Here is a 26927-nt window from a genome sequence, read left to right as displayed (position 1 = left end):
CTTTATTAAGTTTACGTTTCAATTATAGTACAAGTTTTCTAAAAATTCAATATCTAAACTAAGTAAATATATTATTTTTTCATTGTTAAAGCTATTCTTTTTCTTTTTTCATCAACCTCAAGAACTTTTACCTCAACAATATCTCCAACCTGCACTACATCAAGCGGATGTTTTATAAATCTATCTGCCAATTGACTTATATGCACCAATCCATCTTGATGAACTCCAATATCAACAAATGCTCCAAAGTCTGCAACATTTCTCACAGTTCCCATTAATGACATACCCGGCTTTAATTGAGTTATATCTATAATTCCAGTCTTCAATATAGGCTTAGGTAATTCTTCTCTTGGATCTCTTCCTGGCTTTTTTATTTCTTTTATTATGTCATTAAGAGTAGGAACACCAACTGATAACTTTTCTGCTAGTTTCTCTATCCCTGATTCCTTAACCCTTTCTTCTATATCTATAAGCCTGTTGTTTTTCAAATCATCTAAAGTATATTCTAAAGTCGTTAATAGTCCTTTTGCTACGTCATAAGATTCTGGGTGTACAGAAGTATTATCTAAAGGTTCTTTACTTTCCATTACTCTCAAGAATCCAGCACATTGTTCAAATGCTTTTGCTCCTAATCTTTTTACCTTTAAAAGTTCTTTTCTACTTTTAAACTTTCCATTCTCTTCTCTATATAGAACAATATTTTGAGCAATAGTTGCGTTTATTCCTGATATATATGATAAAAGAGATGGCGTTGCTATATTCAAATCTACACCTACACTATTTACGCAGTCTTCTACTACACCGCTTAACGATTCATCTAACTTTTTAGGAGCAACATCATGTTGATACTGCCCGACCCCTATAGACTTAGGATCTATTTTTACAAGCTCTGCTAATGGGTCCTGAAGTCTTCTTCCAATAGATATAGCTCCTCTTAATGAAACATTGATATCTGGATACTCTTTTGCAGCCAATTCCGATGCTGAATACACAGAAGCTCCAGCTTCTGATACTACAACATAATAAATATCTCTATTCTTTTCTGCCTTAACTTCTTTTATAATTCTTACTATAACCTCTTCTGATTCTCTGCTCGCTGTTCCATTTCCCAAAGATATAACACCTACATCATGTTTATAAATTGATTCCTTTAAAATTTTCACAGCTTCTTCAACACTATTTTGAGATGAAGTCGCATAAACTGTTGCAGTATCTAATAGCTTTCCTGTATCGTCAAGTACAGCTATTTTACATCCAGTTCTAAAACCAGGGTCAAAACCTAATACTATTTTACCCTTGATTGGAGCCTGCATTAATAGTGCTTTTAGGTTTGCTTTAAATATTTTTATAGCTCCTTCTTCACCTTTATCTGTAAGATCTGATCTTATTTCTCTTTCTATCGATGGATATATTAATCTTTTTAAGGAATCTTTAATACTATCTTCTATATATGTATCAGTATTTTTATTATCTTTTAAACACCTTTGTTTTAAGTACTCTATAATTTTATCCATATTCGCAGTTATTTTTACTGAAAGTATCTTTTCTTTTTCACCTCTATTAATTGCGAGAATTCTATGCGGTGGTATGCCTTTTACAGCTTCTTTATAATCATAATACATCTCATAAGGGGTTGATTCCTTGCTCTCGCCATTTGTTTCTATTAAGCCCTCGTTTTGAATAAAGTTTCTAATCCATTTTCTATACTCAGCCTCATCTGATATTATTTCGCTAATAATATCCATCGCTCCTTGCAAAGCTTCCTCTGCTGTCTTCATTTCTTTTTCTTCATTTATAAATTCAGCTGCATATTGCTTTATATCATCCTTAAACTCACCACTCCAAATAACTTCAGCTAAAGGTTTTAATCCTTTTTCTTCTGCAATAATGGATCTGGTTCTTTTTTTAGGCTTATATGGTCTATATATATCTTCTACTTCTGTTAAAGTGTCGCATCTCATTATAGTTGTCTTTAATTCATCTGTAAGCTTCCCTTGTTCATCGATAAGTCTTATAACATCTTCTTTTCTTCCCTCTAGGTTTCTTAAGTATGTAAGTCTTTCTGAAAGGGTTCTGAGAGTTATATCACTCATCTCTCCAGTCATTTCTTTTCTATATCTAGCTATAAAAGGAACCGTATTCCCACTATCTAAAAGGTCAATGACAGTTTCTACATGTTTTCTATTTAAATTTAACTCTTGTATCAATCTTTCAACTATATTATTCATATTTACCTCCACGCCCATTAAATTTTAAAGCAATTTTTGAAATTATTGGCTAAAAATTATTATAACAGTTATATAGTATTTTGCAAATTAATATATATTTTAAAGATATATTTTTCTTGAGAGGTTGTTACTATGAAAAAACACATGACTTATTTTTTCCTAATAATATCTTTTATTTTTCTAGGCCTTAGCTTTCATATTTATTCTAAAGTACATGTATTTAGCCACAATTCAGTTAAAAAGAATATAGAATATCTATCTTCTGATAACTTTAAAGGCAGACTCGCTGGAAGTATTGAAAATGCAGCATCAATTATATATATAAAGGATTCTTTCAAAGATGCTGGATTGAAGCCCTATAATGGTAATTATCTTCAAAGTTTTGACGCAATTTATCCTCATAAAATTTCCGAAAAACCTTACTTAAACATTACTGATGAAAATGGATTTTTGATTAAAGAATTTAACTATGGAATAGATTTTAAAGAAGATTTACTGAACTTCAGAAAAAATAATTTAAACTTTAGCAAGTATGATAAAGTTGAAGTTCTTGACGGCCATATTCAAGTTAAAAAGGATAATGATTATTTTTTATTTTATGTACCTCAAGATAACACGCTTAACTTTAGAAGTTCTTTTATAAGCTCTGCACCTTATAGCATGTATATTATGATTACTAAAGACACTTTTAATGAATTAAAAAACTACTTAAGCAAAAATTATAGCATAAATTGTTCTATACCTTTTGAAGCTAAAAAAACATCTTTAAATAATATTACTGCATATATAGAAGGTAAAGACCCACATTCTCCTCCAATTGTTCTTTCTGCACACTTTGACCATGTAGGCTCGGATCTTTCTGGGAAAGTTTACAGCGGTGCCTTAGATAATGCTTCAGGAATCGCTTTTGTAATGGAAATGAGTAAATATATAAGTTCTTTAGGAAAACCTGATAGAAATATATTATTTGTCGGTTTCAATGCTGAAGAATTTGGATGTCTGGGCTCGAAAGCTTTTGCAGATAAATATAAGGACAACCTTAAAGGTGCTAAAATATTTAATTTTGATATGATAGGTGGAAATAATTCCATACCGCTTCACATAATGGGAGGAAAGAAGGATACAAAGGACAGTCCTCTTATAAAAGAAACTTCACTAATTTGTAAGAAGGATAAAATCAGTTTTAATTATCTATTTGAAGATGCTAGTGACCATGAATACTTTCGAAAGCAAAATATCGATGCTATAACTTTATCCGATGCAGATTCATCTAAAATTCATACCCCTAATGACAAGGCTAATTTCATAAACACAGATTCCATAGACAGATGCTTTAAAGTAGCATCAGAAGAAGTGATCAACTATGGCTTTAACAACAATTTATTTATTTTATATTATAAACAAATATTTTGGGTTTCTTTAACATGTACTATTTTAAGCTTAGCGATTTTATTTAAACCTACACGCAAAAACAATATATAGATTATATAGCGATTGCTCAATTCGTAATATAAAAAATATGCGACACAGTTTTTACAAGGTGTTATGTCGCATATTTTTATATTGCTTCTTTTAGTTTGTATTTTGTTTTAAATATTCATTTATAAATTCGTCTATTTCTCCATTCATAACAGCATTTATATTTCCATTTTCAACGCCTGTTCTGTGGTCTTTAACTAAAGTGTATGGTTGAAAAACGTAGGACCTTATTTGGCTTCCCCACCCAATATCTTTTAGCTCCCCAGTTAAATCTTCAATTTTCTCCTTATGAGCTCTTTCCTTTAGTTCTACAAGCTTAGACTTTAGCATTTTCATGGCCTCATCCTTGTTATGATGCTGACTCCTTTGATTTTGACACTGAACTACTATTCCTGTTGGTATATGAGTTATTCTAATCGCGGATTCAGTCTTATTTACATGCTGCCCTCCAGCGCCCCCTGCTCTATAAGTGTCTACTTTAATGTCTTCTGGTCTTATTTCTATATCTTGATTTGCTGTAAGCTCAGGCAAAACCTCCACAGAAGCAAAAGAAGTTTGTCGCTTACCATTGGCATTAAAAGGCGATATTCTAACTAGTCTATGAATTCCCTTTTCTGCTTTTAAATATCCATAAGCAAATTCTCCAACTATCCTTAAATCGGCACTTTTAATACCAGCATCATCTGCAGGAATCAAATCTATAGTTTCTATCTTAAATCCTTTTCCTTCAGCCCATCTTGTATACATTCTTAAAAGCATCTCTGTCCAGTCTTGGGCATCAGTTCCTCCAACACCTACATGAAGAGATATTATGGCATTGTTCTTATCATATTCTCCTGACAGCAATATTTCTATCCTAAATCTATCTACATCATCCTGTAATGCCTTTACTTCCTTTAATATTTCTTTTGAGGTCGTTAGATCCGCTTCTTCTATTGCCAGTGTAGTAAGAACCTCAATATCTTCTACTCTTTCTTCTAATTCCTTATATCTATCCAATCTATTTTTTAAGAATTTTTCTTCTCCAGTTACTTCCTGAGCTTTGTTTACATCACTCCAAAAATCAGGTTCCTGCATTTTTTTCTGAAGTTCTTCTATTTTATTTTTGCTATTTTCTATGTCAAAGTGAACCCCTTATTTCATTAATGGCTCCTTTTAAGCCACCTATTTCATTTAAGGCTTCTTCTAGTTGAAGTAGCATTTAATCACTCTCCTCTTAATATAAAGAATAAACAATTAGACTAAGGCATCTGGAATAAAATATTATACTCACTAATTACTTTTTTAAGATGCCTGATATTAAATTTTAGTAAACAAATGTCGTTTTGCTTAAGCAAAACGACATTAAAATATTATTCAAATCTTCCACAACAGTTTTTGTATTTTTTCCCGCTGCCACATGGACACGGATCATTTCTTCCTGTAGTTTTTTCCTTTTTTACAGGTTGTTTCTTCACTGAATCATCATCAACCTGATTTGTATGAGTTTCTTTTACAACTCTTTCTCTTTCAGGAGTTTTTTGAATTTGAACATGGAATAAATATTTTATAGTCTCAAGCTTAATGTTGTATATCATTTCTTCAAACATTTCGCTACCTTCAAATTGGTAGGCTTGAGCAGGGTCTTGTTGCTTATATGCTCTTAAACCTATTCCTCTCTTAAGGTGATCCATGTCATCTATGTGATCCATCCACTTTGTATCAACTACTCTTAAAAGAACAACTCTTTCTATTTCTCTCATTTGCTCTGATGTGAATTCTTCTTCTTTTTGTGAATAAATTCCTTGGCCTATTTCTACAAACTTATCTTTAATCTCATCATTTAGTAAGTTTGACAATTCTTCAACTGTAACTGAATCCTTTGGCACATATAGCTCTTCCATAAAATCTATCAGTTTAGCTAAGTCATTTTCAAATTCTTCTTCTACACCAGAGATATGTGATTCAACTGCGGAAGAAGCTATATCTTCAAGCATTTGATAGATTTGATCCTTTAAGTCTTCACCTTCTAGAACTTCTGATCTTTGTCTGTACATAATTTCTCTTTGTTTATTTATAACATCATCATATTGAAGTAATGTTTTTCTTATATCAAAGTTATTCCCTTCAACTTTCTTTTGAGCATTTTCTATAGCACCACTTACCATTTTGCTTTCTATAGCTTCATCATCACCAAGTCCAAGCTTTTCAACTATATCCTTTAGTTTATCTGAACCAAATATTCTCATTAGATCATCCTCTAATGATACATAGAATCTTGATAGTCCAGGGTCTCCTTGACGTCCAGAACGACCTCTTAATTGGTTGTCAATTCTCCTTGATTCATGCCTTTCAGTACCTATGATTTTTAGTCCGCCAAGCTCTACAACACCGTCTCCAAGCTTAATATCGGTACCACGACCAGCCATGTTAGTTGCTATTGTAACTGTACCCTTTTCACCTGCACCAGTTATTATCTCCGCTTCTTGTTCATGATACTTAGCATTAAGAACCTGATGTGGAACTCCTTTTCTTTTTAGCATATCAGAAAGTAATTCTGATTTCTCTATACTTACAGTACCAACTAGAACTGGCTGCCCTTTCTTATAAGTTTCAACTATGTCTTCAGCTATAGCTTTAAACTTACCTTTAGCAGTTTTATATACTACATCTGGCATATCTTCTCTTGCTATCGGTTTGTGAGTTGGAACAACAATTACGTCTAATCCATATATTTCTCTAAATTCGTTTTCTTCTGTTAGTGCTGTACCTGTCATACCTGATAGCTTATTGAACATTCTAAAGTAGTTCTGATATGTTATAGTAGCAAGAGTTTTTGATTCTCTCTCTACTTTAACGCCTTCTTTAGCTTCTATAGCTTGGTGTAAACCATCACTGTACCTTCTACCTTCCATCATTCTTCCAGTAAATTCGTCTACTATCATAACTTCGCCATCCCTAACCATATAATCCTTATCTCTCTTCATCATATAGTTAGCCTTTAGCGCCTGAACTACGTGGTGTTGTATTTCCATATTCTCAGGATCAGCGTAGTTTGTTAGCTTAAAGAAATCTTCTGCCTTCTTAATACCTTCATCTGTAAGGATTACAGCATTTGCTTTTTCATCTTTTGTGAAGTCCTTTTCTTCAGATAAAGTTTTGGCAAAATAATCTGCTATTTTATAAAACTCAGTAGATTTTTCACCTTCACCAGAAATTATAAGAGGAGTTCTAGCTTCATCTATTAATATAGAGTCAACTTCGTCTACAATTGCAAAGTTTAGTCCTCTTTGAACTCTTTCCTCTTTATATATAACCATGTTGTCTCTTAAATAATCAAATCCATATTCACTGTTAGTTCCATATGTTATATCACATCTATAAGCCTCTTGTCTTTGTGATTGATCTAATTCATGAAGAATTACACCAACTTTAAGTCCTAAGAACTCATATACCGGTCCCGTTGTCTCTCTATCTCTTTTTGCAAGGTAGTCATTAACAGTTACTATATGAACTCCTTTGCCTGTCAACGCATTCAAATATGCTGGAGCAGTTGCTACAAGCGTTTTACCTTCTCCAGTTTTCATTTCTGATATTCTACCTTGATGAAGAACTATTCCTCCGATTAATTGTTCTCTATAATGCTTTAATCCTATTGTTCTCCATGCAGCTTCTCTAACTACTGCGAAAGCTTCAGGTAAAATTGAATTTAATGTCTCTCCTTTTTCCAATCTTTCTTTAAATTCATCTGTCTTAGCTCTAAGTTCTGAGTCGCTTAAACTTTGCATTTGAGAGTCAAATGAATCTATTTTATTTACAATAGGAATTATTCTCTTTACTTCTTTTTCACTATATGTTCCAAATATCTTTTGAAAAATACCCATATTTTTTCATCCTCACCATATTAATTTTGTAACAATGCACTTTATAGATTATATCATCTAATTAAAAGCTATTCAACTTCTATGGATAATACTTTATCATAGTTTTAAAATTTGTTACAACTTTTAAAATTTAACTATGTTACAAATAATATTTTACAATTATTATAAAATTTTTACAAAGTTAATTATTTACAATATCCTGCATTTTAAACATCTTATTGGAAAACTAACTAGAGATTTAACTTCCGTTCTAGTACCCTATAGGCACATTCAAATAGATCTTAACTTTAAAAGAGGAAGCATTTAGCTTCCTCTTTTCTAAAATTCAGGTTCTATTAAACCATAATTCCCATCTTTTCTTTTATAAACTACATTCACTTCTCCATCATCATCATCATTCTTATATACGAAAAAGTTATGTCCTAAAAGCTCCATTTGAAGTACTGCTTCTTCTGCTGACATAGGCTTAATTGCAAATCTTTTAGTCTTTACTATTTTGCTTTCTTCTGATGGTTCCTCTGGATTAAAATCAGGTATATATTGAAATCTTAGTGACTCCATATGATTTCTTCTCTGAAGTTTTGTCTTCTGTTTTCTTATTTGCCCTTCCAATTTATCTACAACTATATCTATAGATGCATACATATCATCGTGTGCTTCCTCTGCTCTGAATAATATTCCTCCAACAGAGATAGTCACCTCCATGATTTGTCTATTTTTTTCCACGCTTAATGTAGCGTGTGCTTCTACATCAGGGTTGAAATACTTCTCTAGTTTTGACATCTTTTTTTCCACTGTATTTCTTAAAGCCTCAGTCACCTCAATATTTTTTCCACTTACTGTTATCCTCATATTTCCAGCCCCTTCCTTATCTTTATGAATAACTCTACTGTTTAAAATCTATACCAAAAATATATTTTTATGGATATAGATTAAACTTTTGTTAACTCTATTTTAATACTGTTTGAGGAAAATTACAATAGGATTATTGTGAATTCACATAATATTACACAAAATATTAATATTATTAATTAACATTATTTATCCTTTGCTTTTTCTTTACACTAATATTATATTCAAAAGTCAAAAAAAATTAAAGTTCTTAATCTATTAAGATTAAGAACTTTATTATTAAGTCAGTTGACCTGGTCTTTGACCCCACACTCGCCTGCTGGAGCTTTTGCTACCCAGAATTAACCTCTCACTACTTACCCTCTCGCTTTTAGCGGCAGGACTTACTTCTAAGCCGCACCATGCTCGTTAAACATTTTTATTCAACTTACGTGGATCGTTTCGCCTGCGACTGGCATCGACTTTCAACCACAAACCTAACTCAATATAATAATTATACCTTACTTTTAGCTCCAGTCAATACAGTAATTTCTTCCGCTCCATTTTTTATAAGTTCATAAGCACAATAGAACGCTGTAGCTCCAGTTGTTATGACATCATCAATTATTAAAATTCTTTTATTCTTTATATTAATTTTATCAATAAACTTAAAACATTCCTGCATATTTTCCCATCTTTCATCATGATTTAGTCCTATTTGATCTTCTGTTTGATGAATCTTTTTCAAACAGTCAATCATGGGTATATTTAAGTTATCACTTACTATTCTAGCTAGATATCTACTTTGATTATATCCTCTCTTTTTCATAGCACTTTTAGTCATAGGAATATATACTATGAAATCAAATTTTAGGTTTTTTCTTTTAACTAAATCTATCATATAGTTAGCTATAGTTTCTCCTGCTCTAAAATTACTTTTGTATTTAAGCTTTAGAACCAATTCCATCATTGTCCCTGAGTAGTATGATACACTATAACTTGTAATTTTTATATTATTAAATTTTATATCAAAAGGATCATTGCAGAATTTTATTCTTTTTCCACAGTCTGCACATATGTAATTGCAGTTGTACAACTCCTTCTCACATAAAATACATTTCTCATCATCGTCATATACTACTTGAAGTACACAATCCCACATAAACTTTAAAATCTTAATAATCCCATTTCCCATGCCTCTTTATTGAAATTTCTTGTTATATCTTTTGCTCTCTCCATGTCTTCTGTTTCTTCATTAGCTAAAAATATAACTTCTCCTTTCGAATCTTTCTCTCCTCGTCCTACGCTTCCACAAAAATATATCAATTTTTTATAATTAAACTCAGGGTCATTAGCGAAGTATACCATAACATTTGAATCGTTTATATTGCAAAAGGTTTGTTCAAAATCATTTGTAATAAGTACCGTCTTTTTCATTTTTGATAGGTTTGCAATTAATTTTTTATTTAATTTGTCTTTTGCAAAACATATTATATTTCTATTCAGATTCCGACAATAATTATTTATATAAAAATATACATTCTCTAATTTTTCTTCATCAGGTACACATATGACAACTCTTTTATCGCAATCTAAAAACCATTTTAAATATTCATATACTACAAATGGTATATCCTTATTTATGTTTATTCTTGTTAATATCGTCCTTGGCTCCACCATTGGGCTTCTATTATCTTTTACAGGCAAAATTATTTCTCTTTCATTTTTTAATACACTCTCTATTGAATAAGTTATAAGTTTAGTATCCTCTTTAGATATTCTAGATACCAAATCCAGTATTTCATACTTATTGTAAGTTGGGAAGCTTCTTATATCATCATAAATAATCAAATCAAATTTTTCATCTATAGTTGAAGCATTTATAAAATTACATACCTTTAATCTTGAACTTAACTTTGTTTTTGATTTTCTTATATAGGCATAATCCCTAAAATCTGTATGTCTTTTTATTAATTCTAATATATTAATACTTCCTGATTCCTCATTTGTAATATAAATTACACTTTTCCCTCTTCTAGCATAGTCCTGTATTGTTTTAAGAAATATCTCTGATGAATTGTAAGGAAGTGATATTACATTTAAGAAGCGTTCATACCCTCTACTCCAGTTCAATATCAAATCTCCAATTTTCTCTTTTTCATCATCTAGATTCTTCCTCTTTAACAAGAACATTTACTTCACTCTCCATTATATCCATTATTCTAAATTTTAATAGTGAATATCTTTCAAAACTTTTATTATTATTTATCATAAATTGCATAGCTTTCATGTCTCCTGCTAAAACAACCAGTTGTTTAGCTCTTGTAATAGCAGTATAAAGTAAATTTCTGTTCATCAATAAAGGCGGCCCCATAAACATGGGTATGATAACTACCGGAAATTCACTTCCTTGACTTTTATGTATTGTTATAGCATAAGCTAAATCAATCTCATCTAAATATATACTATCGTATATAACTTTTCTTTCATCATCGAATACTACTGTTATTGTATCTTTTTCTTCATCTATATCATCTATATAACCAACATCACCATTAAATATTCCTAAACCTTCATTCTCACCTTCTCCTGCAATTCTAACCCATTTTAGTGAGTAATTATTCTTAGTCTGCATTATCTTGTCTCCAACTCTAAATACTACATCTTTAAATTCCTTTTCTTTTTTATTTACATCTTTTTTGTTTAAAATATCCTGAAGTTTTTTATTTAAGTTAGATATTCCTAGTACACCCTTTCTCATAGGTGATAATATTTGAATATGATGCATTTTATTCCAAAGCTTATTAAAATTAGGCAATCTTTTATCTATAAGCTCTATTACAGTATCACAAATTTTGTTTGGTTCTTCGCATTTTATAAAATAGAAGTCCTTATCTTTTTTATTAATAGCAGGTGTTTCTCCTGCATTAATTTTATGAGCGTTTACAACTATCATACTTTCTTGGGATTGCCTAAATATATCTTTAAGTCTTACAACCTTTATACATTTGCTTTCTATTAGATCTCTAAGTACATTTCCTGGTCCGACAGAAGGAAGCTGATCAACATCTCCTACAATTATGAGTCTAGTTCCGAGAGATACAGCTTTTAGTAGATTATGCATAAGTGTTATATCTATCATAGACGCCTCATCAATAATTATAACATCACATTCTAGCGGGGCATCCTCACCTCTTGTGAAAAGCAAATCATCATCGCCTTCACTTACTCCCATTTCTAAAAGCCTATGTATAGTCTTAGCTTCCCTTCCTGTAGCCTCAGTCATTCTTTTTGCTGCTCTTCCTGTAGGCGCACCCATAAACACCTTTAAGCTTGCTTTTTCAAATATTTCAGTTATACAGTTGATTATAGTGGTCTTACCTGTACCTGGTCCTCCTGTTATTATCTCTATTCCATTCTTTATAGCTCCACGAATAGCTTCTTTTTGCGAAGTCGCAAATTCTATATCCTTATCCCTTTCAAACTCTTCTATTTCCTTATCTATTTCTACTCCTATATCATCATACTTACTTAGAGCTAAAGTAAGTATTTTTTTAGTAACACCAAGTTCGCAATAATAGTAAGGTAACGAAAACACACATATTTCGTCTTTCATCTTTTCTAACTTTATTTTCCCATTTACAGAACTCTCATATATATTTTCCTCAAGCTCGTCTTTTGAGACACCAAGTGTGTCCATCCCTTCTTTGATTAACTTCTCCATAGGCATATATGTGTTTCCTAAGCTACAAAATTGACTTACCAAGTATCTTATCCCACTTTGTATTCTGAAAGGAGAGTTTGCTTCTACCCCTAAACTTCTTGCTATTTTGTCAGCTGTTTTAAATCCTATACCCGATATTTCTTCCGTTAAAATATATGGATTTTCTTTTACAAACTTTATAGAGTCTCCACCAAATCTCTTATGTATTTTTACACATTGATTAGGAGTAACGCCATAAGTCTGCAGAAAAACCATTATATTTCTTACTTCATGATGTTTGGAATAGGATTCATTAATCAATGCTATTTTCTTCTCTCCAATTCCCTCTATTTCTTTAAGTCTTTCTATATTATTATCTAATATATTTAAAGTTTCTTCTCCAAACTTCTCTACAATCTTTTTAGCCGTTACAGGTCCTATTCCAGCTATTATTCCTGATGATAAATATCTTTCTATGCCTACAATTGAGCTTGGCATTATTTCTTCACATAACTGTACTTTAAATTGTTGACCAAATTGAGGATGTAAAACCCACTCACCTATAATTTTCAAATTTTGACCTTCAGTTATGTAGGGTATACAGCCTACTATCGTTATTCTTTCATTTCCTTCTTTAACCTTTGCAACTACATACCCATTTTCTTCATTTTGAAAAATTATATCTTCTACAATCCCCTGTATTTCTTGCATAAAACCTCTCCTAATTTGCTTTTTATTATAATTATAGCACATGATATTAATTTTTATAAAAAAAAGCTCTTATGCTGCAAACATAAGAACTTTTTATCTTTAATAATTATTTATTACATAAAACTTTTAATTTCATCAACTTTATTTAAACCTTCCCATGGAACATTTACATCAGTTCTTCCAAAATGTCCATAAGCAGCTACCTGTCTGTACATTGGTTTTTTCAAATCTAAATCTCTTATAATAGCAGCAGGCCTTAAGTCGAATACCTTATTAACTATTTCAACAATCTTATCTTCTGCTATCTTTCCTGTTCCAAATGTATCAACTGTTATAGATACAGGTTTTGCAACACCTATAGCGTAAGCAAGTTGTATCTCTAATTTGTCAGCAACTCCTGCAGCAACAAGGTTTTTAGCAACCCATCTAGCAGCATATGCAGCAGATCTATCAACCTTAGTTGGATCCTTTCCTGAGAAAGCACCACCACCGTGTCTTCCATATCCACCATAAGTATCAACAATGATCTTTCTACCTGTTAATCCTGAGTCTCCTTGTGGTCCTCCAACAACGAATCTTCCTGTTGGATTTATAAAGTATTTAGTAGCTTCATCTAGTAAGTTAGCTGGTATAACTGGCTTTATTACATGTTCAATCATATCTTTTTCTATTTGCTCACGTGTTGTTTCTGGATCATGTTGAGTTGAAATTACAATTGCATCTACTCTAACAGGCTTATCATCTTCATACTCAACAGTAACCTGTGTTTTTCCATCTGGTCTTAAATAACCTAATGTTCCATTTTTTCTAACTTCAGCTAATCTTCTTGAAAGTTTATGAGATAAGCTTATTGGCATAGGCATATACTCAGCTGTTTCATTTGTTGCAAAACCAAACATCATTCCTTGGTCTCCTGCACCTATTGCCTCCATCTTATCCATTTGGCCCATCTTAGATTCAAGAGCCTCATCTACTCCCATAGCTATATCTGATGATTGTTCATCTATAGAAGTCATTACTGCACATGTATCACAGTCAAAGCCAAATTTAGCTCTTGTATAGCCTATCTCTTCTATAGTTTTTCTAACTAGTTTAGGAATATCTACATAACAATTAGTTGATATTTCTCCCATAACCATAACCATACCTGTTGTAACCGCTGTTTCGCAAGCTACTCTACCATTTGGATCCTGTTCTAGTATTGAATCAAGAATAGCATCAGAAATTTGATCACATATCTTATCTGGATGTCCTTCTGTAACTGATTCGGACGTAAAAAGTCTTCTCATAATCTTATCCCTCCGTTTTATAAAAAAATAAAACCTCTTCAATAAGAAGAGGTTAAATTACTTAACTACTCTCTTATCTCGCAGACTCATACTGCAGGAATTGGCACCTTAGCTATAAGCCGGTTGCCGGGTTTCATCGGGCCCTTTCCCTCCACCTCTCTTGATAAGAGTTTATGTATTTAATTGTATTCGTTTATGATATTAACATAGTTAAAACATGCTGTCAATATAAAATCTATAATAAAGCTTATATATTTTATGACATTTGAAGTGTTTTTATTATTTAAATAATGTTATGTTATAAATGTTGTTGAAATATCCTATTACTACTTATATTTTATCATAAAAATATATAAAAATAAAACACTACCACGAGTGTTTTATTTATGGTGGAGGAAGATGGATTCGAACCATCGAAGTCACTGACAACAGATTTACAGTCTGCCCCCTTTGGCCACTCGGGAATTCCTCCGCATTTGGTGCTGGTTGCAAGAATCGAACTCGCGACCTACTGATTACAAGTCAGTTGCTCTACCTGCTGAGCTAAACCAGCGTATATTTATTTTTATGGTGGGCACAACAGGGCTCGAACCTGTGACCCTCTGCTTGTAAGGCAGATGCTCTCCCAGCTGAGCTATGCGCCCACATTATGGTGGAGGAAGATGGATTCGAACCATCGAAGTCACTGACAACAGATTTACAGTCTGCCCCCTTTGGCCACTCGGGAATTCCTCCATATTTGGTGCTGGTTGCAAGAATCGAACTCGCGACCTACTGATTACAAGTCAGTTGCTCTACCTGCTGAGCTAAACCAGCATACCTTGCTTTGAAGTTTTTAACCGCTTCAACATGGATTAGTATACATTGTTATCATGTTATTTTCAAATGCTATTATAGACGTTTATATTAATTTAAATGTATAATTCTCTGTTTTTTTACACTTTTCTCTACATTACTCTATAATTCAAATTCAAATACCATCTATATGATTATATATAACTAAATGCGCCTTTTTACCCCCCCACCTCCTACCGCTCTACAACATCCATATTAATGAATTTTTCTGCTACCACTCTGACCTTTTCATAGTCTTTATCAGATAATCTACTTTTAAGTAATTTTATAGTATTTTTTATATCTTCATCACTACCATTTTGAAGATATTTATTGATTTTTTCATAATCTACAGCGGACAACTTTGCTGCTATAGATAATAGTTTTTCCTTATCTGACAATGTAAGTTTATCCTTTATTTTTGACTTAGAAACTTTAAATACTGGGGTACTATCACTAGAGTAGTTAGCAGAATCTTTTTTTACATTTTCACTGACAGCATCTTCTGAACTAGTCTTTTTAGAGCTTTCTTTATCTACAACTTTTTTAGGCTCTAAAACTTTACCACTTTCTTCAAAAATATTTTTTTATCCTGCTGCATTTTTTCACTTATCTCATTCATTTTGAAGATTTTATACGCGTCTGTTGCTGCAGGAGAATTTGCTTGATTGACTTCATTTTTACCTTTATTCTCATCTTTGCTTGCTTCTTTTTTTATATTTGAATTTTGTTTGATGTTGACATTTTGCTTTGAAGTATTGCTATCATTTATTACTTCTATTTTATCCTTATATATCTCTTCCTTTGTACCTATTTTATCTGCAAATACCATTATTAAAACACAAATAGCTGTACACAAAATCGCTATAAAAGATAATATTGTTTTCTTCATAAATATATACACCCTCCTTGCACCTATATTAGTATCTCTTTTTTTTCTTTTTTTATTCCTTTTTCTTAATATTTCTTAAAATAATTTCATATAAATTACTAAGGAGGTGTAGCTATTGAAAAGAGTGAAAGCTAACTATAAAAATCCGCTATCATACTATGATATTGCTTACTTTTTGAAAGATTATATTGATAAGAATACAATTATAGTATGTATTGGCACCGATAGATGTATAGGAGACTGCCTTGGTCCTTTAGTTGGTACATTGCTTAAAGATTCTAACTTCCCCTTACCTGTGTATGGCACAGTCTCGGAGCCAATACATGCTTTAAATATTGATAAAAGACTAGACGAAATTAAACAACTTCATCCTAATAACCGTATAATAGGTATTGATGCCTGCTTAGGAGATTCTGATAGCATAGGAGAGATTCAAGCAAGGGATTACCCCGTTCATCCTGGAAAAGGGGTCGGTAAGTCGCTACCTAATGTAGGTGAAACCTCCATAATAGGTATAGTTGATTCTAATGATAATGATGAAATATTTAATAGCACTAGCATAAGGCTAAGTTTGATTTTCAGTATGGCAAAGGTTGTAAGAGACTCATTAATTCACGCTTATTATCTATATAACAATGAAATAATAGTATAAAATGAAAAGCAAAATCTAGAGATTTTGCTTTTCATTTTATACTATTATATTTATATCTATTTAGAATAATTTTCTTCGCTAATCTATTAATGTTATGTCATCACCAGTAAAGGTAACTTCCATTTTATCTAAGTACTCCAATACTTTACCTGTTCCTAGAGCCACACAAGAAATAGCCTCTTCCGCAATATATACTGGAACCTTAGTTACTTCCTGTATTAGGCTACTGAGACCATTTAATAATGCTCCTCCACCAGTCATAACTATTCCTTTATCAGCTATATCTGCTGCTAATTCTGGAGGAGTTTTCTCTAGCACTGAGTGAGTTGCCTCTGCTATTGCATTTACAGTTTCTCTTAATGCTTCCCTCATTTCATCTGAGGATACGGCTATGTTTTTAGGAAGTCCAGTAATTAAGTCTCTTCCTCTTATATCCATAGTAACTTTTTCTTCTCTTTCAAATGCAGATCCTATATTTATCTTTAAATCTTCTGCAGTTCTTTCTCCAATCATAAGCTTGTGTTCTTTTCTTATGTATCTCATTATAGCCTCATCGAACTTGTCTCCTGCAACCTTAATTGAAGCCCTTACAACGATTCCACCTAAAGAAATAACCGCTACGTCAGTTGTGCCTCCACCTATATCTATAACCATATTTCCACTTGCCTTAGTTATATCAAGGCCTGCCCCAATTGCAGCTGCCAAAGGCTCTTCTATTAAAAACACCTTTTTAGCACCTGCATTTTTAGCTGCATCAATTACAGCTCTTTTTTCTACTTCTGTAGCTTCACAAGGAACACAAACTACTACTCTTGGTGCTGACATTCTTTTTTTCCCACAAGCTTTAGTTATAAAATATTTTAACATTTTTTCAGTTATATCATAATCTGATATAACCCCATCCCTCAATGGACGAATCGCCACGATATTACCTGGCGTTCTACCTATCATTTGCCACGCTTCCTCGCCTACTGCTAAAACTTTATTTTTGCTTTTATCTATAGCAACTACTGAAGGTTCTTTTAATATTACTCCCCTTCCTTTAATATAAACGAGCACCGTAGCCGTACCTAAATCAATTCCCATATCGGTTCCTATACTGAAAAACATTCCTTAATTCACTCCTACTCTTCCCCGGAAATTTTATCATTTTAATGATAAATTTGTCTATTTTATTATATCTTCATATTAATTATAATCGGAATGTTTTTAACCTTCAATAGCTTTATATTTCATTTTAGTTGCTTTTCCGCCTCTTATATGTCTTTCGGCCTTATTATAGTCTAATATAATTTTAGCCTCTTCAGCAATTTGAGGATTTATTTTAGGTAACCTTTCTGTCATGTCTTTGTGTATTGTACTTTTACTTACTCCAAAGACTTTAGCTGTTTTTCTTATTGTAGCTTTTGACCCTATAATATACCTTGCAACTTCTAAAACTCTTTCTTCAATGTAATCTTTCAAAGATGGTACCTCCTTAACCCTTCTATATTTATAGATATGCTAATTTACATTTTTAAATTCATTGTATGGGCCATTTTCCGATAAACTTCTCGGAAAATGGCTAGAATGTTAATACTTTAAATATTTACTTGGATCAACAAAATCTTTTCCTTTTAAAACGGCGAAATGTAAGTGATCACCATATTTTTCATAAGCTGCTCTTAGTGTACTCTTACCAACTACACCTATAGCTGTACCCTTTGTTACCGTCTGTCCTTTAGTAACCTTTACTTTTGGATCTAAGTTTGAATAGACAGTTTTTATACCATTTTGATGGTTTATGATAACTTCCACTCCATCTTGTGTTGCACTGTTTACTTGCTCTACTTTTCCATCAGCAACAGCAAGAACTGATTTTCCTAATTCTGCTTTTATATCATATCCAAGGTTAGGTCTGTAACTTCCTGTAGAATCCCAGAATACAGGATCTTCAGAATAAGCTCTCGCTAAACTTCCTTCTACTGGTTTTTGGAATGCCACATTCACTGAATTGGAAACCCCTTGTGATTTAGTATCATTTTTAGGTACAACTATTTCTGGTTTAGTATCTTTCTTTACCTGTAGAGCATTATCGTAATTTAAAGAAGGCTCATTTCCTGCCTTAGCTGTTTCCTTGCTTTGTTTTTGTTGCGTTGAACTACTTTGCTGCGCTGGTGTATTATCTATATGTTTATTATTCCTAGCTGTTAAAGCAGCTACTGTAGCGACAATACACAAGCAAACAAATAGTATTACATAAAAGCCCTCCTTCTTTAAAAAGTTTAATGTTTTGTTGAAAAATTTTTTATCCATACGAACACCTCCTTTTTGTAGTTTGTCCAGACATTAGAAAAAAATACATATTTTTCATAATTTTTTCTATTATTTTTTATATTTTTACACAATATTTTCAAATTAAAAGAAATAAGGCATCTTCAAAAAAATAACTAGTCAATCTGCTAGTCTATTTTCTTTCAGATGCCTAAAGCAGATTAGAATCCTTATTAACTCTAATCTGCTTTTTAATAATATTACTTATTCAATTTTAAAAATTAAGACTAATAGGTTATTTTTAGTATAAATTTATATGCTATTTTATTTTTGTAATTTCTACACCGCTATAATAGTGTTTTAGTATTTCTTTATATTCTTTACCCTGCTTTGCCATTGCATTAGCTCCCCACTGACTCATTCCCACTCCGTGACCATATCCAATGCAACTTATCTCTATATTGCTGGTATTAAAGTTAATTTTAAAGTTAGTAGAATTTAATCCCATAATGGTTCTAAACTTCACTCCTGATATTGTTGTTTTACCTATTTTGATTTCATTTACAGAACCACTTTCATTCCTGCTTTTTATCTCTATTTGATTTCTAACATTCAGTAAACTTATACCGGAGTTAGAATACTGGTCGTTAATTTTTTTTATAAATTCTAAATAAGACATTTTTATTGCACTTTTAAACTTTGGTGCTTTTTCTTCCCCTGGACTCTCTACACTTTTTAAATAAGGCTTGTTATCCTTAAAAACATCTAATGCATTTTCTGTTCTGCCTCCGCTTACTGCAAAGAAAAGAGGCTCGTCTATAATCTTTCCATCGTACGCCAAGATCTCTCCTGAAGTATCCTTTACAGCTTCAGTTATCTTATTCCAATATTCTTCGCCCTTACTTGCAGGCCATGTTTTTAATCTATCATCTTTATTTATAAATACTTGACACTGCACTGTATCGCATACATTAGCACCTGTGTTGCTTTTATATTTTTTGCCTCCATACTCTTCCATATGCGCTAGTGCAAAGGTTCTAGCAGCTACAGCTTGTGCCTTTAACGCCTCAATTCCGAATTCAACAGGCACTTCTGCAGCAACAACGCCTCTAATATATTCTTCAAGATACATTTCTACTACTCTATTTTCTTTAGTTATATATACCTTTATCTTTGGTGCCCCCACATTATTCTCATTAAATGCTATGTCATTAGATTTCATTGAAAATCTAGGTATAATAGATCTCATTGCATTGCTACTTCCATCTCCGAATCCTACTAATGCTAATGAGAGAATTATGATAAAACTTATACTTATTAATATTAACAAAAAAAACCTTTTCAAATGTATTGGAATACTCATCCCTTTTCTCATATATGTATCTCCTTACTTTTGTAAAATATAACATTATATTTTTATTACTTACATTTGAAAATTATTACTATATTCCAGCATGTTAAATATCGGTAATAAAAAAGAGAAGATGTTTGTTCTAATCTTCTCTTCTATCTCATATATTAATACCGTGGGGATTTACATCTTTGCCCTCTCAATGTCAGCACCTAATCCCTGTAGTTTTTTCTCTATGTTAACATACCCTCTATCTACATGATATATATCTGTAACTTCTGTTTCTCCTTCTGCTGCTAATCCACAAAGTACTAGTGCTGCGCCCGCTCTTAAATCTGTCGCTCTAACTTCTGCGCCAGTTAATCTGTCAACGCCTTCTATAACGGCGCTTCTACCATCAATTTTAATATTAGCTCCCATTCTTTTCATTTCTGACGCATGCATAAATCTATTTTCAAAAATTGTTTCTGTTATAATGCTAGTTCCATGTACTGTACATAAAAGCCCTGAAAGTTGTGACTGCATATCCGTTGGAAATCCCGGATAAGGCATGGTCTTAATATCGATCGGCTTCAAGTCCCTATCTCCATCTACTACCATACTATTCTCCTCTATTTTAATATTAACCCCTGCTTCTGTTAACTTAGCAATTACAGGTTTTAAATGTCCCTCATCTATCCCATTTATTTTAATTTTGCTCCTAGTTATTGCAGCCGCAGTCATAAATGTTCCGGCTTCTATTCTATCGTATATTGGTTTATGTGTTGTTCCTTTTAAATTTTTTACTCCAATAATATGGATAGTACCTGATCCTGCTCCAATAATATTTGCTCCCATACTGTTCAAAAACTTTGCTAAGTCCTCAATTTCTGGCTCCTCAGCGGCGTTTTCTATAGTAGTTTCACCTTCTGCCATTACTGCTGCCATCATAATGTTCTCAGTGGCCCCTACTGAAGGAAAGTCCAAGTAAATTTTATTTCCTATAAGTTTTCTAGCCTGAGCTTCAACATAACCATGCCCAACACTCACTTCTGCACCTAATGCACTGAATCCTTTTAAGTGCAAATCTATAGGCCTAGTTCCTATATTACAACCTCCTGGAAGTGATAATCTAAATTTACCAAACCTCGAAATCATAGCTCCCATAATCAAAAAAGATGCCCTCATTTTCTTCACCAGCTCACTAGAAGCTTCGCAATCTTTAATATTCGATGAATTGATTAAGATTCTATTTGTTTTACTGTCTATATCTATTTCTGTTGAAATAGTTCTAAGCACATCACTAATAACAAAAACATCCTCAAGCATTGGAGCTGATTCTATTATACACTTATCACCACTTAGTATACTAGCTGCTATAATTGGTAATACAGAATTCTTAGCAGTACTTATGTTTACCTCACCCTCTAGCCTTTTTCCTCCCCTAACTATTATCTTATCCATAACTATCCTCCATTCTACAATTGCTAATATGTTACAATTATTTCCGGTGTTCCAATAATTATATAGCTACCTGAAGAGTATTTACAGACAGCATAATTAAAATCTATTGGTTTGCCATCACTTTGTGTAGAATCATAATTTCTTGTATATGCTGTTGTACTATATCCATTTCCTAATTCAATAGTATTGATGTTAGATGCCCTATATTTTTTTAAAAGCATTAATATTTCTTTATTTGCATCTGCTATGTTATCACTAGGAATTTTTGCTTTTAAATACTGAAAATATTTGGCATGAATTTGCTTATCCTTAAGACAGTTGTAAATTTTATTTTTTAAATCCTCTAAATCATTTTTACTATCTTTTTTTATAATATTTACTGTTACAAAATTATGATTTTCATATGCAGTAGTTTCTATGTACCCACTTACATCATTTTTTTCAAATTCTACACAGTAAACCTTTCCGTTTTTCAATATGCTTTTATTCCATCCGTCATAGAAGTTTAGGCTCCGCAATATATAATTTGAGATTTCCTCACCATTTTCCTCTGTTGTAAAATTTGAAGTTATACCATACTCTACAGTTTGGCCGTTGACCTTTATTAAAGCCTCTTCAAATAGATCAGTATTTTTGCTTGCCATTGGAAAATCAACAGAAGAAAATATAACTCCTACTATTATAAGTATGATTATTAAAATAATCTTCTTTCTCATCATATTTACTCTTAGGATAAGACCTATAGAGCGCACCCCCCTTTTGTGTTATACCTAAATTATGTACAACTAACTAGAGGGTTATTCAATTACATTTAATTATTAACAATTTTTACATAAAACAAAGTAAATTTATCTATGGTCTACAAAATCATTAAAACCATACCTAAAGTTTGTCTTATTTTAATATATTATCAATATATAGAATTCTATTAAAAAATGTGCAAAATTAAAAATACTTTAAGGCAAAAAAACAACACGAAACATTAGTTTCGTGTTGTTTAAGTAGTTATCCTAGTGTAACTTTAATCTAGCAAGAGCTCTTGATAAAGCTAACTCAGCTCTTCTTATATCGAGATTATCGTGGTTTTTATTTTTTAATCTTTCTTCTGCTCTTTTTCTAGCTTCTTCAGCTCTTCTAAAGTCAATTTCCTCAGGCCATTCGCATACATCACATAGAATTCTAACTTCATTATCTTTTACTTCCATAATTCCAGTTGAAGTAAATACTTTAATTTGCTTTCCACCTTTTTCAGTAATTTCTGTAACACCTGGTCTCAATGTTGTTACTAAAGGCATGTGATCAGCAAGTATTCCTACGCGACCTTGAGTGCTGTCTGTTATTATTTCTATAACTTCGCCAGTATAAAATTCCTTTTCAGGAGTAAGGATATTTAACTTTAAAGCATCTGCCATATTAATCTCCTTCTCACAAGTAATGTGAACAACTCCAAAATCGGAGCTTCCTGTTTCTAAGAACTTGCACATAAACCAAAACTGTATTGTTCTCCACAGGCTTCAATTCGGGCAGTTCCTCCCCTACTACAGATATACATAAAGTTAGACAGTATATACTGTCTAACTTTATAATTAAATATTAACTTTCCATCATAGCCTTTGCTTTTTCTGCTACTTCTTCTGTAGTTCCTGCAAATAAGAATGCTGCTTCTGGTAAATTATCGTATTTACCATCAAGTATTTCTCTAAATCCTCTTACAGTTTCTTTTATAGGAACATATGCACCCTTCATTCCTGTAAACTGTTCAGCAACAGTAAATGGTTGTGATAAGAATCTTTGAATTCTTCTAGCTCTTATAACTACTAATCTATCTGTTTCTGAAAGTTCATCTACACCAAGGATTGCTATTATATCTTGTAATTCTCTATATCTTTGAAGTATATGCTTAACATCCGAAGCTACAGCATAATGTTCATCTCCAACTATTCTTGGATCAAGAATTCTTGAAGTTGACTCTAGTGGGTCAACTGCAGGATATATTCCAAGCTCTGATATAGCTCTTGAAAGAACTGTTGTAGCATCAAGGTGAGAGAATGTAGTTGCTGGTGCTGGGTCAGTTAAGTCATCGGCAGGTACATATACAGCCTGAACGGATGTAATAGAACCTTGCTTTGTTGAAGTTATTCTTTCTTGAAGAGCACCCATTTCAGTTGCAAGCGTTGGCTGATATCCAACGGCACTTGGTATTCTTCCAAGTAGCGCTGAAACCTCTGAACCAGCTTGTGTAAATCTGAATATGTTATCTATAAATAGAAGCACATCCTGACCTTGATCTCTGAAATATTCAGCCATAGTAAGACCTGTTAGAGCAACTCTCATTCTAGCTCCTGGCGGCTCATTCATCTGACCAAATACCAATGCAGTTTTGTCGATAACTCCAGATTCCTTCATTTCATAATAAAGGTCATTACCTTCTCTTGTTCTTTCTCCAACACCTGTGAATACTGATAGACCACCGTGTTGTTTTGCTATGTTATTTATTAATTCCTGAATAAGAACTGTTTTACCAACTCCTGCACCACCAAATAGTCCTATTTTTCCACCTCTTTGGTATGGTGCAAGAAGATCTATAACCTTAATACCAGTTTCAAACATTTCTGGTTCTACAGATTGATCTTCAAAGCTTGGTGCTGGTCTGTGAATAGGATAAAATTTATCCGCAACAACTTCTCCAGCTTCATCAATTGGCTGTCCTAATAAGTTGAAAAGTCTTCCTAAAACTGGTTCTCCAACTGGTACAGATATAGGTGATCCTGTATCAACAGCATCCATATCTCTTTTTAAACCATCTGTTGCTTCCATAGATATTGTTCTAACGATATCGTCTCCAACATGCTGAGCTACTTCTGCTATAAGTTTTTTATCGCCTACATTTATCTCTATGGAGTTATATATGTTAGGAAGGTTTTCTGTGCTAAACTTTATATCTACTACAGGTCCTATAACCTGAACAACTTTGCCTACGTTTGGCATTAGTAGTGTCCCTCCTTACTTTTGAGCCTCTGCTCCTCCGACTATTTCGGATATTTCTTGAGTTATAGCACTTTGTCTTTCTCTATTGTATTTAAGGTTAAGTGCATCTAATAACTCATTAGCATTCTTTGTTGCTCCATCCATTGCAGTCATTCTTGAACCTTGCTCACTTGCCTTTGAATGAAGCATAAAGTTTAATATTTGTTGTTTTAATTGCATAACTATTACTTCATCTATCATTTCATCAATAGATGGTTCAAACTTAACAAAACGTTTTTTTACTTCTGAATCTTTACTTTCTAAAGGAAGTATTTTCTCTACAGTAACCACCTGTTTTACAGTAGAATGAAACTTTGTATATATTACATAAACCTCTCCAACTTCAGAACTGCGATACATATCTAACACTTTATATGTAATAGCACTTGCCTCTTGTAGTGTAGGAACATCCGGTATATCAACATACTCTGCGGTAGTTTTAAAGTTCAATCTATTAAAGTACATTCTTCCCTTTTGACCTACTGAAAGTAATAAAGAGTTTTCTTTATCTTTTGCTATTATTTCTGCTGCTTTATTTACAACATTGGCATTAAATCCGCCACAAAGTCCTGTGTCTGAATTTAGTGTAATGTAAAGCTTTTTTCTACCTTTATTACCATGTATATAAATACTGTTTTCCTCAGCACCATTTACGAATTGACTGATAACGGCACTGAAGGATTGAGAGTATTTATCATTTAACTCAAGTTTATTTCTAACCTTTCTGAGTTTAGAGGTGGCAATAAGTCCCATGGCTTTTGTTATTTTTTGGGTACTGGTTATTGATTTAATTCTTCTCTTAATTGCAACAAGTCCTGCCCCTGCCATACTTCACCTCCCGCAAAGGAAAAATTATACCTCTGCTAAAAATATTTTTTTATATTCTTCTATAGCATCACTAAGTCTTTTGCTTAAGTCATCAGATAGAACTTTCTTATCTACTATTTCCTGACCTATTTCTTTATAGTGTGTATCCATATATTCTATGAAGCCTTTTTCAAATTCACCGATTTTATCAACAGGAACATCCATTAAGTGTTCTTTAACACCTGCGTAAAGAATCATTATTTGCTTTTCTACCGGTACAGGCTTGTATTGTGGTTGTTTTAATATTTCTGTAAGCCTTTTACCTTTTTCAAGTCTTCTCTTTGATTCTTTATCAAGGTCTGAACCAAACTGAGCAAAAGCAGCAAGTTCTCTATATTGTGCAAGGTCAAGTCTTAATGATCCTGCAACCTGTTTCATAGCTTTTATTTGAGCGTTACCACCAACTCTGGATACGGATATACCAGCATTAACAGCTGGTCTTTGTCCTGCGTAGAATAACTCAGACTCAAGGAATATCTGTCCATCTGTTATAGAAATAACGTTAGTTGGTATATATGCTGTAACGTCTCCTGCAAGAGTTTCTATTATAGGAAGCGCTGTAAGCGATCCTCCACCAAGCTTATCTGAAAGCTTTGCTGCCCTTTCAAGAAGTCTTGAGTGTACATAGAATACGTCTCCAGGATATGCTTCTCTTCCTGGTGGTCTACGAAGCAATAATGACATTGTTCTATAAGCAACAGCGTGCTTAGACAAATCATCATATACTATAAGTACATCTTTTCCTTGGCCCATGAAATGTTCACCCATTGTACAACCAGCATATGGTGAAAGATATTGCAATGGAGCTGATTCTGATGCTGTAGCTGATACAACTATTGTATAGTCCATAGCGCCCATTTCTGTAAGGTTATTAACTATATGCGCAACAGTTGACTGTTTTTGTCCTATAGCAACATATATACATATAACGTCTTTACCTTTTTGGTTTATTATTGTATCTGTAGCTATTGCAGTTTTACCTGTCTGTCTGTCTCCTATTATAAGTTCTCTTTGACCTTTTCCAATTGGTATCATTGAGTCTATAGCTTTTAAACCTGTTTGTAATGGCTGTTTAACAGACTGTCTTGTTATAACTCCAGGAGCTATAAGTTCAACTGGTCTTGTTGCTGTTGTCTTTATTGGTCCTTTACCATCTATAGGCTGTCCTAATGCGTTTACAACCCTACCAATAATGGCATCTCCAACTGGTACTTCAACAACTTTTCCAGTTCTCTTAACTATATCTCCTTCTTTTATACCTTTTTCAGAACCCAAAAGAACGCAACCAACGTTGTCCTGTTCAAGGTTTAGAGCCATACCATAAACATCATTTGGGAACTCTAAAAGTTCTCCTGCCATACATTCACTAAGACCATAAACTCTGGCTATACCATCACCTACTTGAATTATTGTACCTGAATCAACTGTCTCGATTTTCTTTTCATATTTTTGAATTTCTTGTTTAATAATTGAAGTTATTTCTTCAGGTTTTATGTTCATAGGC

The 26927-nt window shown here is 32.6% G+C and carries 22 protein-coding genes, 5 tRNA genes and 1 riboswitch; of the genes, 2 read left to right on the top strand and 25 right to left on the bottom strand.

Annotated elements, in window-relative coordinates; all coding sequences use genetic code 11:
- Positions 1-71: 71 nt before the first annotated feature.
- Positions 72-2228, bottom strand: coding sequence for a Tex family protein (locus RCG18_RS08345; protein WP_308040843.1), 2157 nt, complete (start codon positions 2226-2228; stop codon positions 72-74).
- A 132-nt stretch (positions 2229-2360) separates the two neighbouring features.
- Between RCG18_RS08345 and RCG18_RS08340 the strand changes: the two genes are divergently transcribed.
- Positions 2361-3710 carry a M28 family metallopeptidase gene (locus RCG18_RS08340; RefSeq protein WP_308040842.1) on the top strand — a complete coding sequence of 450 codons (1350 nt, stop codon included), beginning with the start codon at positions 2361-2363 and terminating at the stop codon, positions 3708-3710.
- A gap of 90 nt (positions 3711-3800) precedes the next feature.
- Here the strand turns inward: RCG18_RS08340 and prfB are convergent.
- The 14 genes from prfB to RCG18_RS08270 form a co-directional block, all read right to left on the bottom strand.
- A protein-coding gene (prfB, locus tag RCG18_RS08335) for a peptide chain release factor 2 (RefSeq protein ID WP_308040841.1) occupies positions 3801-4908 on the bottom strand; the annotation gives its coding sequence in 2 pieces (ribosomal slippage) (positions 3801-4829 and positions 4831-4908; 1107 coding nt in all).
- A 151-nt stretch (positions 4909-5059) separates the two neighbouring features.
- Positions 5060-7570, bottom strand: coding sequence for a preprotein translocase subunit SecA (gene secA / locus RCG18_RS08330; protein ID WP_308040840.1), 2511 nt, complete (start codon positions 7568-7570; stop codon positions 5060-5062).
- Positions 7571-7888: 318 nt separating this feature from the next.
- Positions 7889-8422 (bottom strand): ribosome hibernation-promoting factor, HPF/YfiA family, encoded by a 534-nt coding sequence (gene hpf / locus RCG18_RS08325; RefSeq protein WP_211143420.1) that lies wholly within the window; start codon positions 8420-8422, stop codon positions 7889-7891.
- 493 nt (positions 8423-8915) lie between these two features.
- Entirely contained in the window at positions 8916-9563 is a 648-nt protein-coding gene (locus tag RCG18_RS08320; RefSeq protein ID WP_308040839.1) for a ComF family protein, read from the bottom strand.
- A 5-nt stretch (positions 9564-9568) separates the two neighbouring features.
- Positions 9569-10594 carry a hypothetical protein gene (locus tag RCG18_RS08315; RefSeq protein ID WP_308040838.1) on the bottom strand — a complete coding sequence of 342 codons (1026 nt, stop codon included), beginning with the start codon at positions 10592-10594 and terminating at the stop codon, positions 9569-9571.
- Positions 10563-12815, bottom strand: coding sequence for an ATP-dependent RecD-like DNA helicase (locus tag RCG18_RS08310; RefSeq protein WP_308040837.1), 2253 nt, complete (start codon positions 12813-12815; stop codon positions 10563-10565). The genes RCG18_RS08315 and RCG18_RS08310 overlap by 32 nt, the downstream gene beginning before the upstream one ends.
- A 113-nt stretch (positions 12816-12928) precedes the next feature.
- Positions 12929-14104: a methionine adenosyltransferase gene (gene metK / locus RCG18_RS08305; protein ID WP_308040836.1), complete on the bottom strand. Its 1176-nt coding sequence runs from the start codon at positions 14102-14104 to the stop codon at positions 12929-12931.
- Positions 14105-14174: 70 nt separating this feature from the next.
- Positions 14175-14274, bottom strand: a riboswitch (SAM riboswitch).
- Between the two features lie 217 nt (positions 14275-14491).
- Positions 14492-14576 (bottom strand) — tRNA-Tyr (locus RCG18_RS08300).
- Between the two features lie 5 nt (positions 14577-14581).
- Positions 14582-14657: transfer RNA gene (locus RCG18_RS08295), tRNA-Thr, on the bottom strand.
- A gap of 15 nt (positions 14658-14672) precedes the next feature.
- Positions 14673-14748: transfer RNA gene (locus RCG18_RS08290), tRNA-Val, on the bottom strand.
- Between the two features lie 6 nt (positions 14749-14754).
- A tRNA-Tyr gene (locus RCG18_RS08285) sits at positions 14755-14839 on the bottom strand.
- Between the two features lie 5 nt (positions 14840-14844).
- Positions 14845-14920 (bottom strand) — tRNA-Thr (locus tag RCG18_RS08280).
- 212 nt (positions 14921-15132) lie between these two features.
- Positions 15133-15339, bottom strand: coding sequence for a hypothetical protein (locus tag RCG18_RS08275; protein ID WP_308040835.1), 207 nt, complete (start codon positions 15337-15339; stop codon positions 15133-15135).
- 152 nt (positions 15340-15491) lie between these two features.
- Positions 15492-15830, bottom strand: a complete 339-nt coding sequence (locus RCG18_RS08270) for a hypothetical protein (protein WP_308040834.1) — start codon at positions 15828-15830, stop codon at positions 15492-15494.
- A gap of 115 nt (positions 15831-15945) precedes the next feature.
- On the opposite strand from RCG18_RS08270, the gene yyaC reads away from it, so the two are divergent.
- The gene (gene yyaC, locus RCG18_RS08265) at positions 15946-16482 is read left to right on the top strand and encodes a spore protease YyaC (RefSeq protein WP_308040833.1); all 537 of its coding nucleotides are present in this window, start codon (positions 15946-15948) and stop codon (positions 16480-16482) included.
- Positions 16483-16560: 78 nt separating this feature from the next.
- Here the strand turns inward: yyaC and RCG18_RS08260 are convergent, their stop codons facing one another.
- The 10 genes from RCG18_RS08260 to atpA form a co-directional block, all read right to left on the bottom strand.
- Entirely contained in the window at positions 16561-17592 is a 1032-nt protein-coding gene (locus RCG18_RS08260; protein ID WP_308040832.1) for a rod shape-determining protein, read from the bottom strand.
- Positions 17593-17691: 99 nt separating this feature from the next.
- Positions 17692-17946, bottom strand: coding sequence for a sporulation transcriptional regulator SpoIIID (spoIIID, locus tag RCG18_RS08255; RefSeq protein ID WP_211143431.1), 255 nt, complete (start codon positions 17944-17946; stop codon positions 17692-17694).
- A gap of 108 nt (positions 17947-18054) precedes the next feature.
- Positions 18055-18777 carry a M23 family metallopeptidase gene (locus tag RCG18_RS08250; RefSeq protein ID WP_308040830.1) on the bottom strand — a complete coding sequence of 241 codons (723 nt, stop codon included), beginning with the start codon at positions 18775-18777 and terminating at the stop codon, positions 18055-18057.
- Positions 18778-19054: 277 nt separating this feature from the next.
- Positions 19055-20110, bottom strand: coding sequence for a stage II sporulation protein D (gene spoIID / locus RCG18_RS08245; RefSeq protein WP_308040829.1), 1056 nt, complete (start codon positions 20108-20110; stop codon positions 19055-19057).
- 159 nt (positions 20111-20269) lie between these two features.
- Positions 20270-21529: a UDP-N-acetylglucosamine 1-carboxyvinyltransferase gene (gene murA, locus RCG18_RS08240; RefSeq protein ID WP_308040828.1), complete on the bottom strand. Its 1260-nt coding sequence runs from the start codon at positions 21527-21529 to the stop codon at positions 20270-20272.
- Positions 21530-21552: 23 nt separating this feature from the next.
- Positions 21553-22248: a hypothetical protein gene (locus RCG18_RS08235; protein WP_308040827.1), complete on the bottom strand. Its 696-nt coding sequence runs from the start codon at positions 22246-22248 to the stop codon at positions 21553-21555.
- A gap of 291 nt (positions 22249-22539) precedes the next feature.
- On the bottom strand, positions 22540-22941 hold the full coding sequence (locus RCG18_RS08230) for a F0F1 ATP synthase subunit epsilon (protein ID WP_308041982.1): 402 nt from the start codon (positions 22939-22941) through the stop codon (positions 22540-22542).
- Positions 22942-23122: 181 nt separating this feature from the next.
- Positions 23123-24517: a F0F1 ATP synthase subunit beta gene (gene atpD / locus RCG18_RS08225; protein ID WP_308040825.1), complete on the bottom strand. Its 1395-nt coding sequence runs from the start codon at positions 24515-24517 to the stop codon at positions 23123-23125.
- A gap of 15 nt (positions 24518-24532) precedes the next feature.
- Entirely contained in the window at positions 24533-25384 is an 852-nt protein-coding gene (gene atpG, locus RCG18_RS08220; protein WP_308040824.1) for an ATP synthase F1 subunit gamma, read from the bottom strand.
- Between the two features lie 24 nt (positions 25385-25408).
- Positions 25409-26923 carry a F0F1 ATP synthase subunit alpha gene (gene atpA, locus RCG18_RS08215; RefSeq protein WP_308040823.1) on the bottom strand — a complete coding sequence of 505 codons (1515 nt, stop codon included), beginning with the start codon at positions 26921-26923 and terminating at the stop codon, positions 25409-25411.
- Between the last annotated feature and the right edge of the window lie 4 nt (positions 26924-26927).

Origin of the sequence: Clostridium sp. OS1-26 (assembly GCF_030915445.1) — a bacterium.
Lineage (GTDB): Bacteria > Bacillota > Clostridia > Clostridiales > Clostridiaceae > Clostridium_AM.
This window is presented reverse-complemented; position numbering and strand designations above follow the sequence as displayed.

Coding starts and splice junctions, on each gene's coding strand:
- RCG18_RS08345 (WP_308040843.1), bottom strand. CDS start 2,228: ATGAATAATATAGTTGAAAGATTGATACAAGAGTTAAATTTAAATAGA.
- RCG18_RS08340 (WP_308040842.1), top strand. CDS start 2,361: ATGAAAAAACACATGACTTATTTTTTCCTAATAATATCTTTTATTTTT.
- secA (WP_308040840.1), bottom strand. CDS start 7,570: ATGGGTATTTTTCAAAAGATATTTGGAACATATAGTGAAAAAGAAGTA.
- hpf (WP_211143420.1), bottom strand. CDS start 8,422: ATGAGGATAACAGTAAGTGGAAAAAATATTGAGGTGACTGAGGCTTTA.
- RCG18_RS08320 (WP_308040839.1), bottom strand. CDS start 9,563: ATGTGGGATTGTGTACTTCAAGTAGTATATGACGATGATGAGAAATGT.
- RCG18_RS08315 (WP_308040838.1), bottom strand. CDS start 10,594: ATGTTCTTGTTAAAGAGGAAGAATCTAGATGATGAAAAAGAGAAAATT.
- RCG18_RS08310 (WP_308040837.1), bottom strand. CDS start 12,815: ATGCAAGAAATACAGGGGATTGTAGAAGATATAATTTTTCAAAATGAA.
- metK (WP_308040836.1), bottom strand. CDS start 14,104: ATGAGAAGACTTTTTACGTCCGAATCAGTTACAGAAGGACATCCAGAT.
- RCG18_RS08270 (WP_308040834.1), bottom strand. CDS start 15,830: ATGAAGAAAACAATATTATCTTTTATAGCGATTTTGTGTACAGCTATT.
- RCG18_RS08260 (WP_308040832.1), bottom strand. CDS start 17,592: ATGTTTTTCAGTATAGGAACCGATATGGGAATTGATTTAGGTACGGCT.
- RCG18_RS08250 (WP_308040830.1), bottom strand. CDS start 18,777: ATGGATAAAAAATTTTTCAACAAAACATTAAACTTTTTAAAGAAGGAG.
- spoIID (WP_308040829.1), bottom strand. CDS start 20,110: ATGAGAAAAGGGATGAGTATTCCAATACATTTGAAAAGGTTTTTTTTG.
- murA (WP_308040828.1), bottom strand. CDS start 21,529: ATGGATAAGATAATAGTTAGGGGAGGAAAAAGGCTAGAGGGTGAGGTA.
- RCG18_RS08235 (WP_308040827.1), bottom strand. CDS start 22,248: ATGATGAGAAAGAAGATTATTTTAATAATCATACTTATAATAGTAGGA.
- RCG18_RS08230 (WP_308041982.1), bottom strand. CDS start 22,941: ATGGCAGATGCTTTAAAGTTAAATATCCTTACTCCTGAAAAGGAATTT.
- atpD (WP_308040825.1), bottom strand. CDS start 24,517: ATGCCAAACGTAGGCAAAGTTGTTCAGGTTATAGGACCTGTAGTAGAT.
- atpG (WP_308040824.1), bottom strand. CDS start 25,384: ATGGCAGGGGCAGGACTTGTTGCAATTAAGAGAAGAATTAAATCAATA.
- atpA (WP_308040823.1), bottom strand. CDS start 26,923: ATGAACATAAAACCTGAAGAAATAACTTCAATTATTAAACAAGAAATT.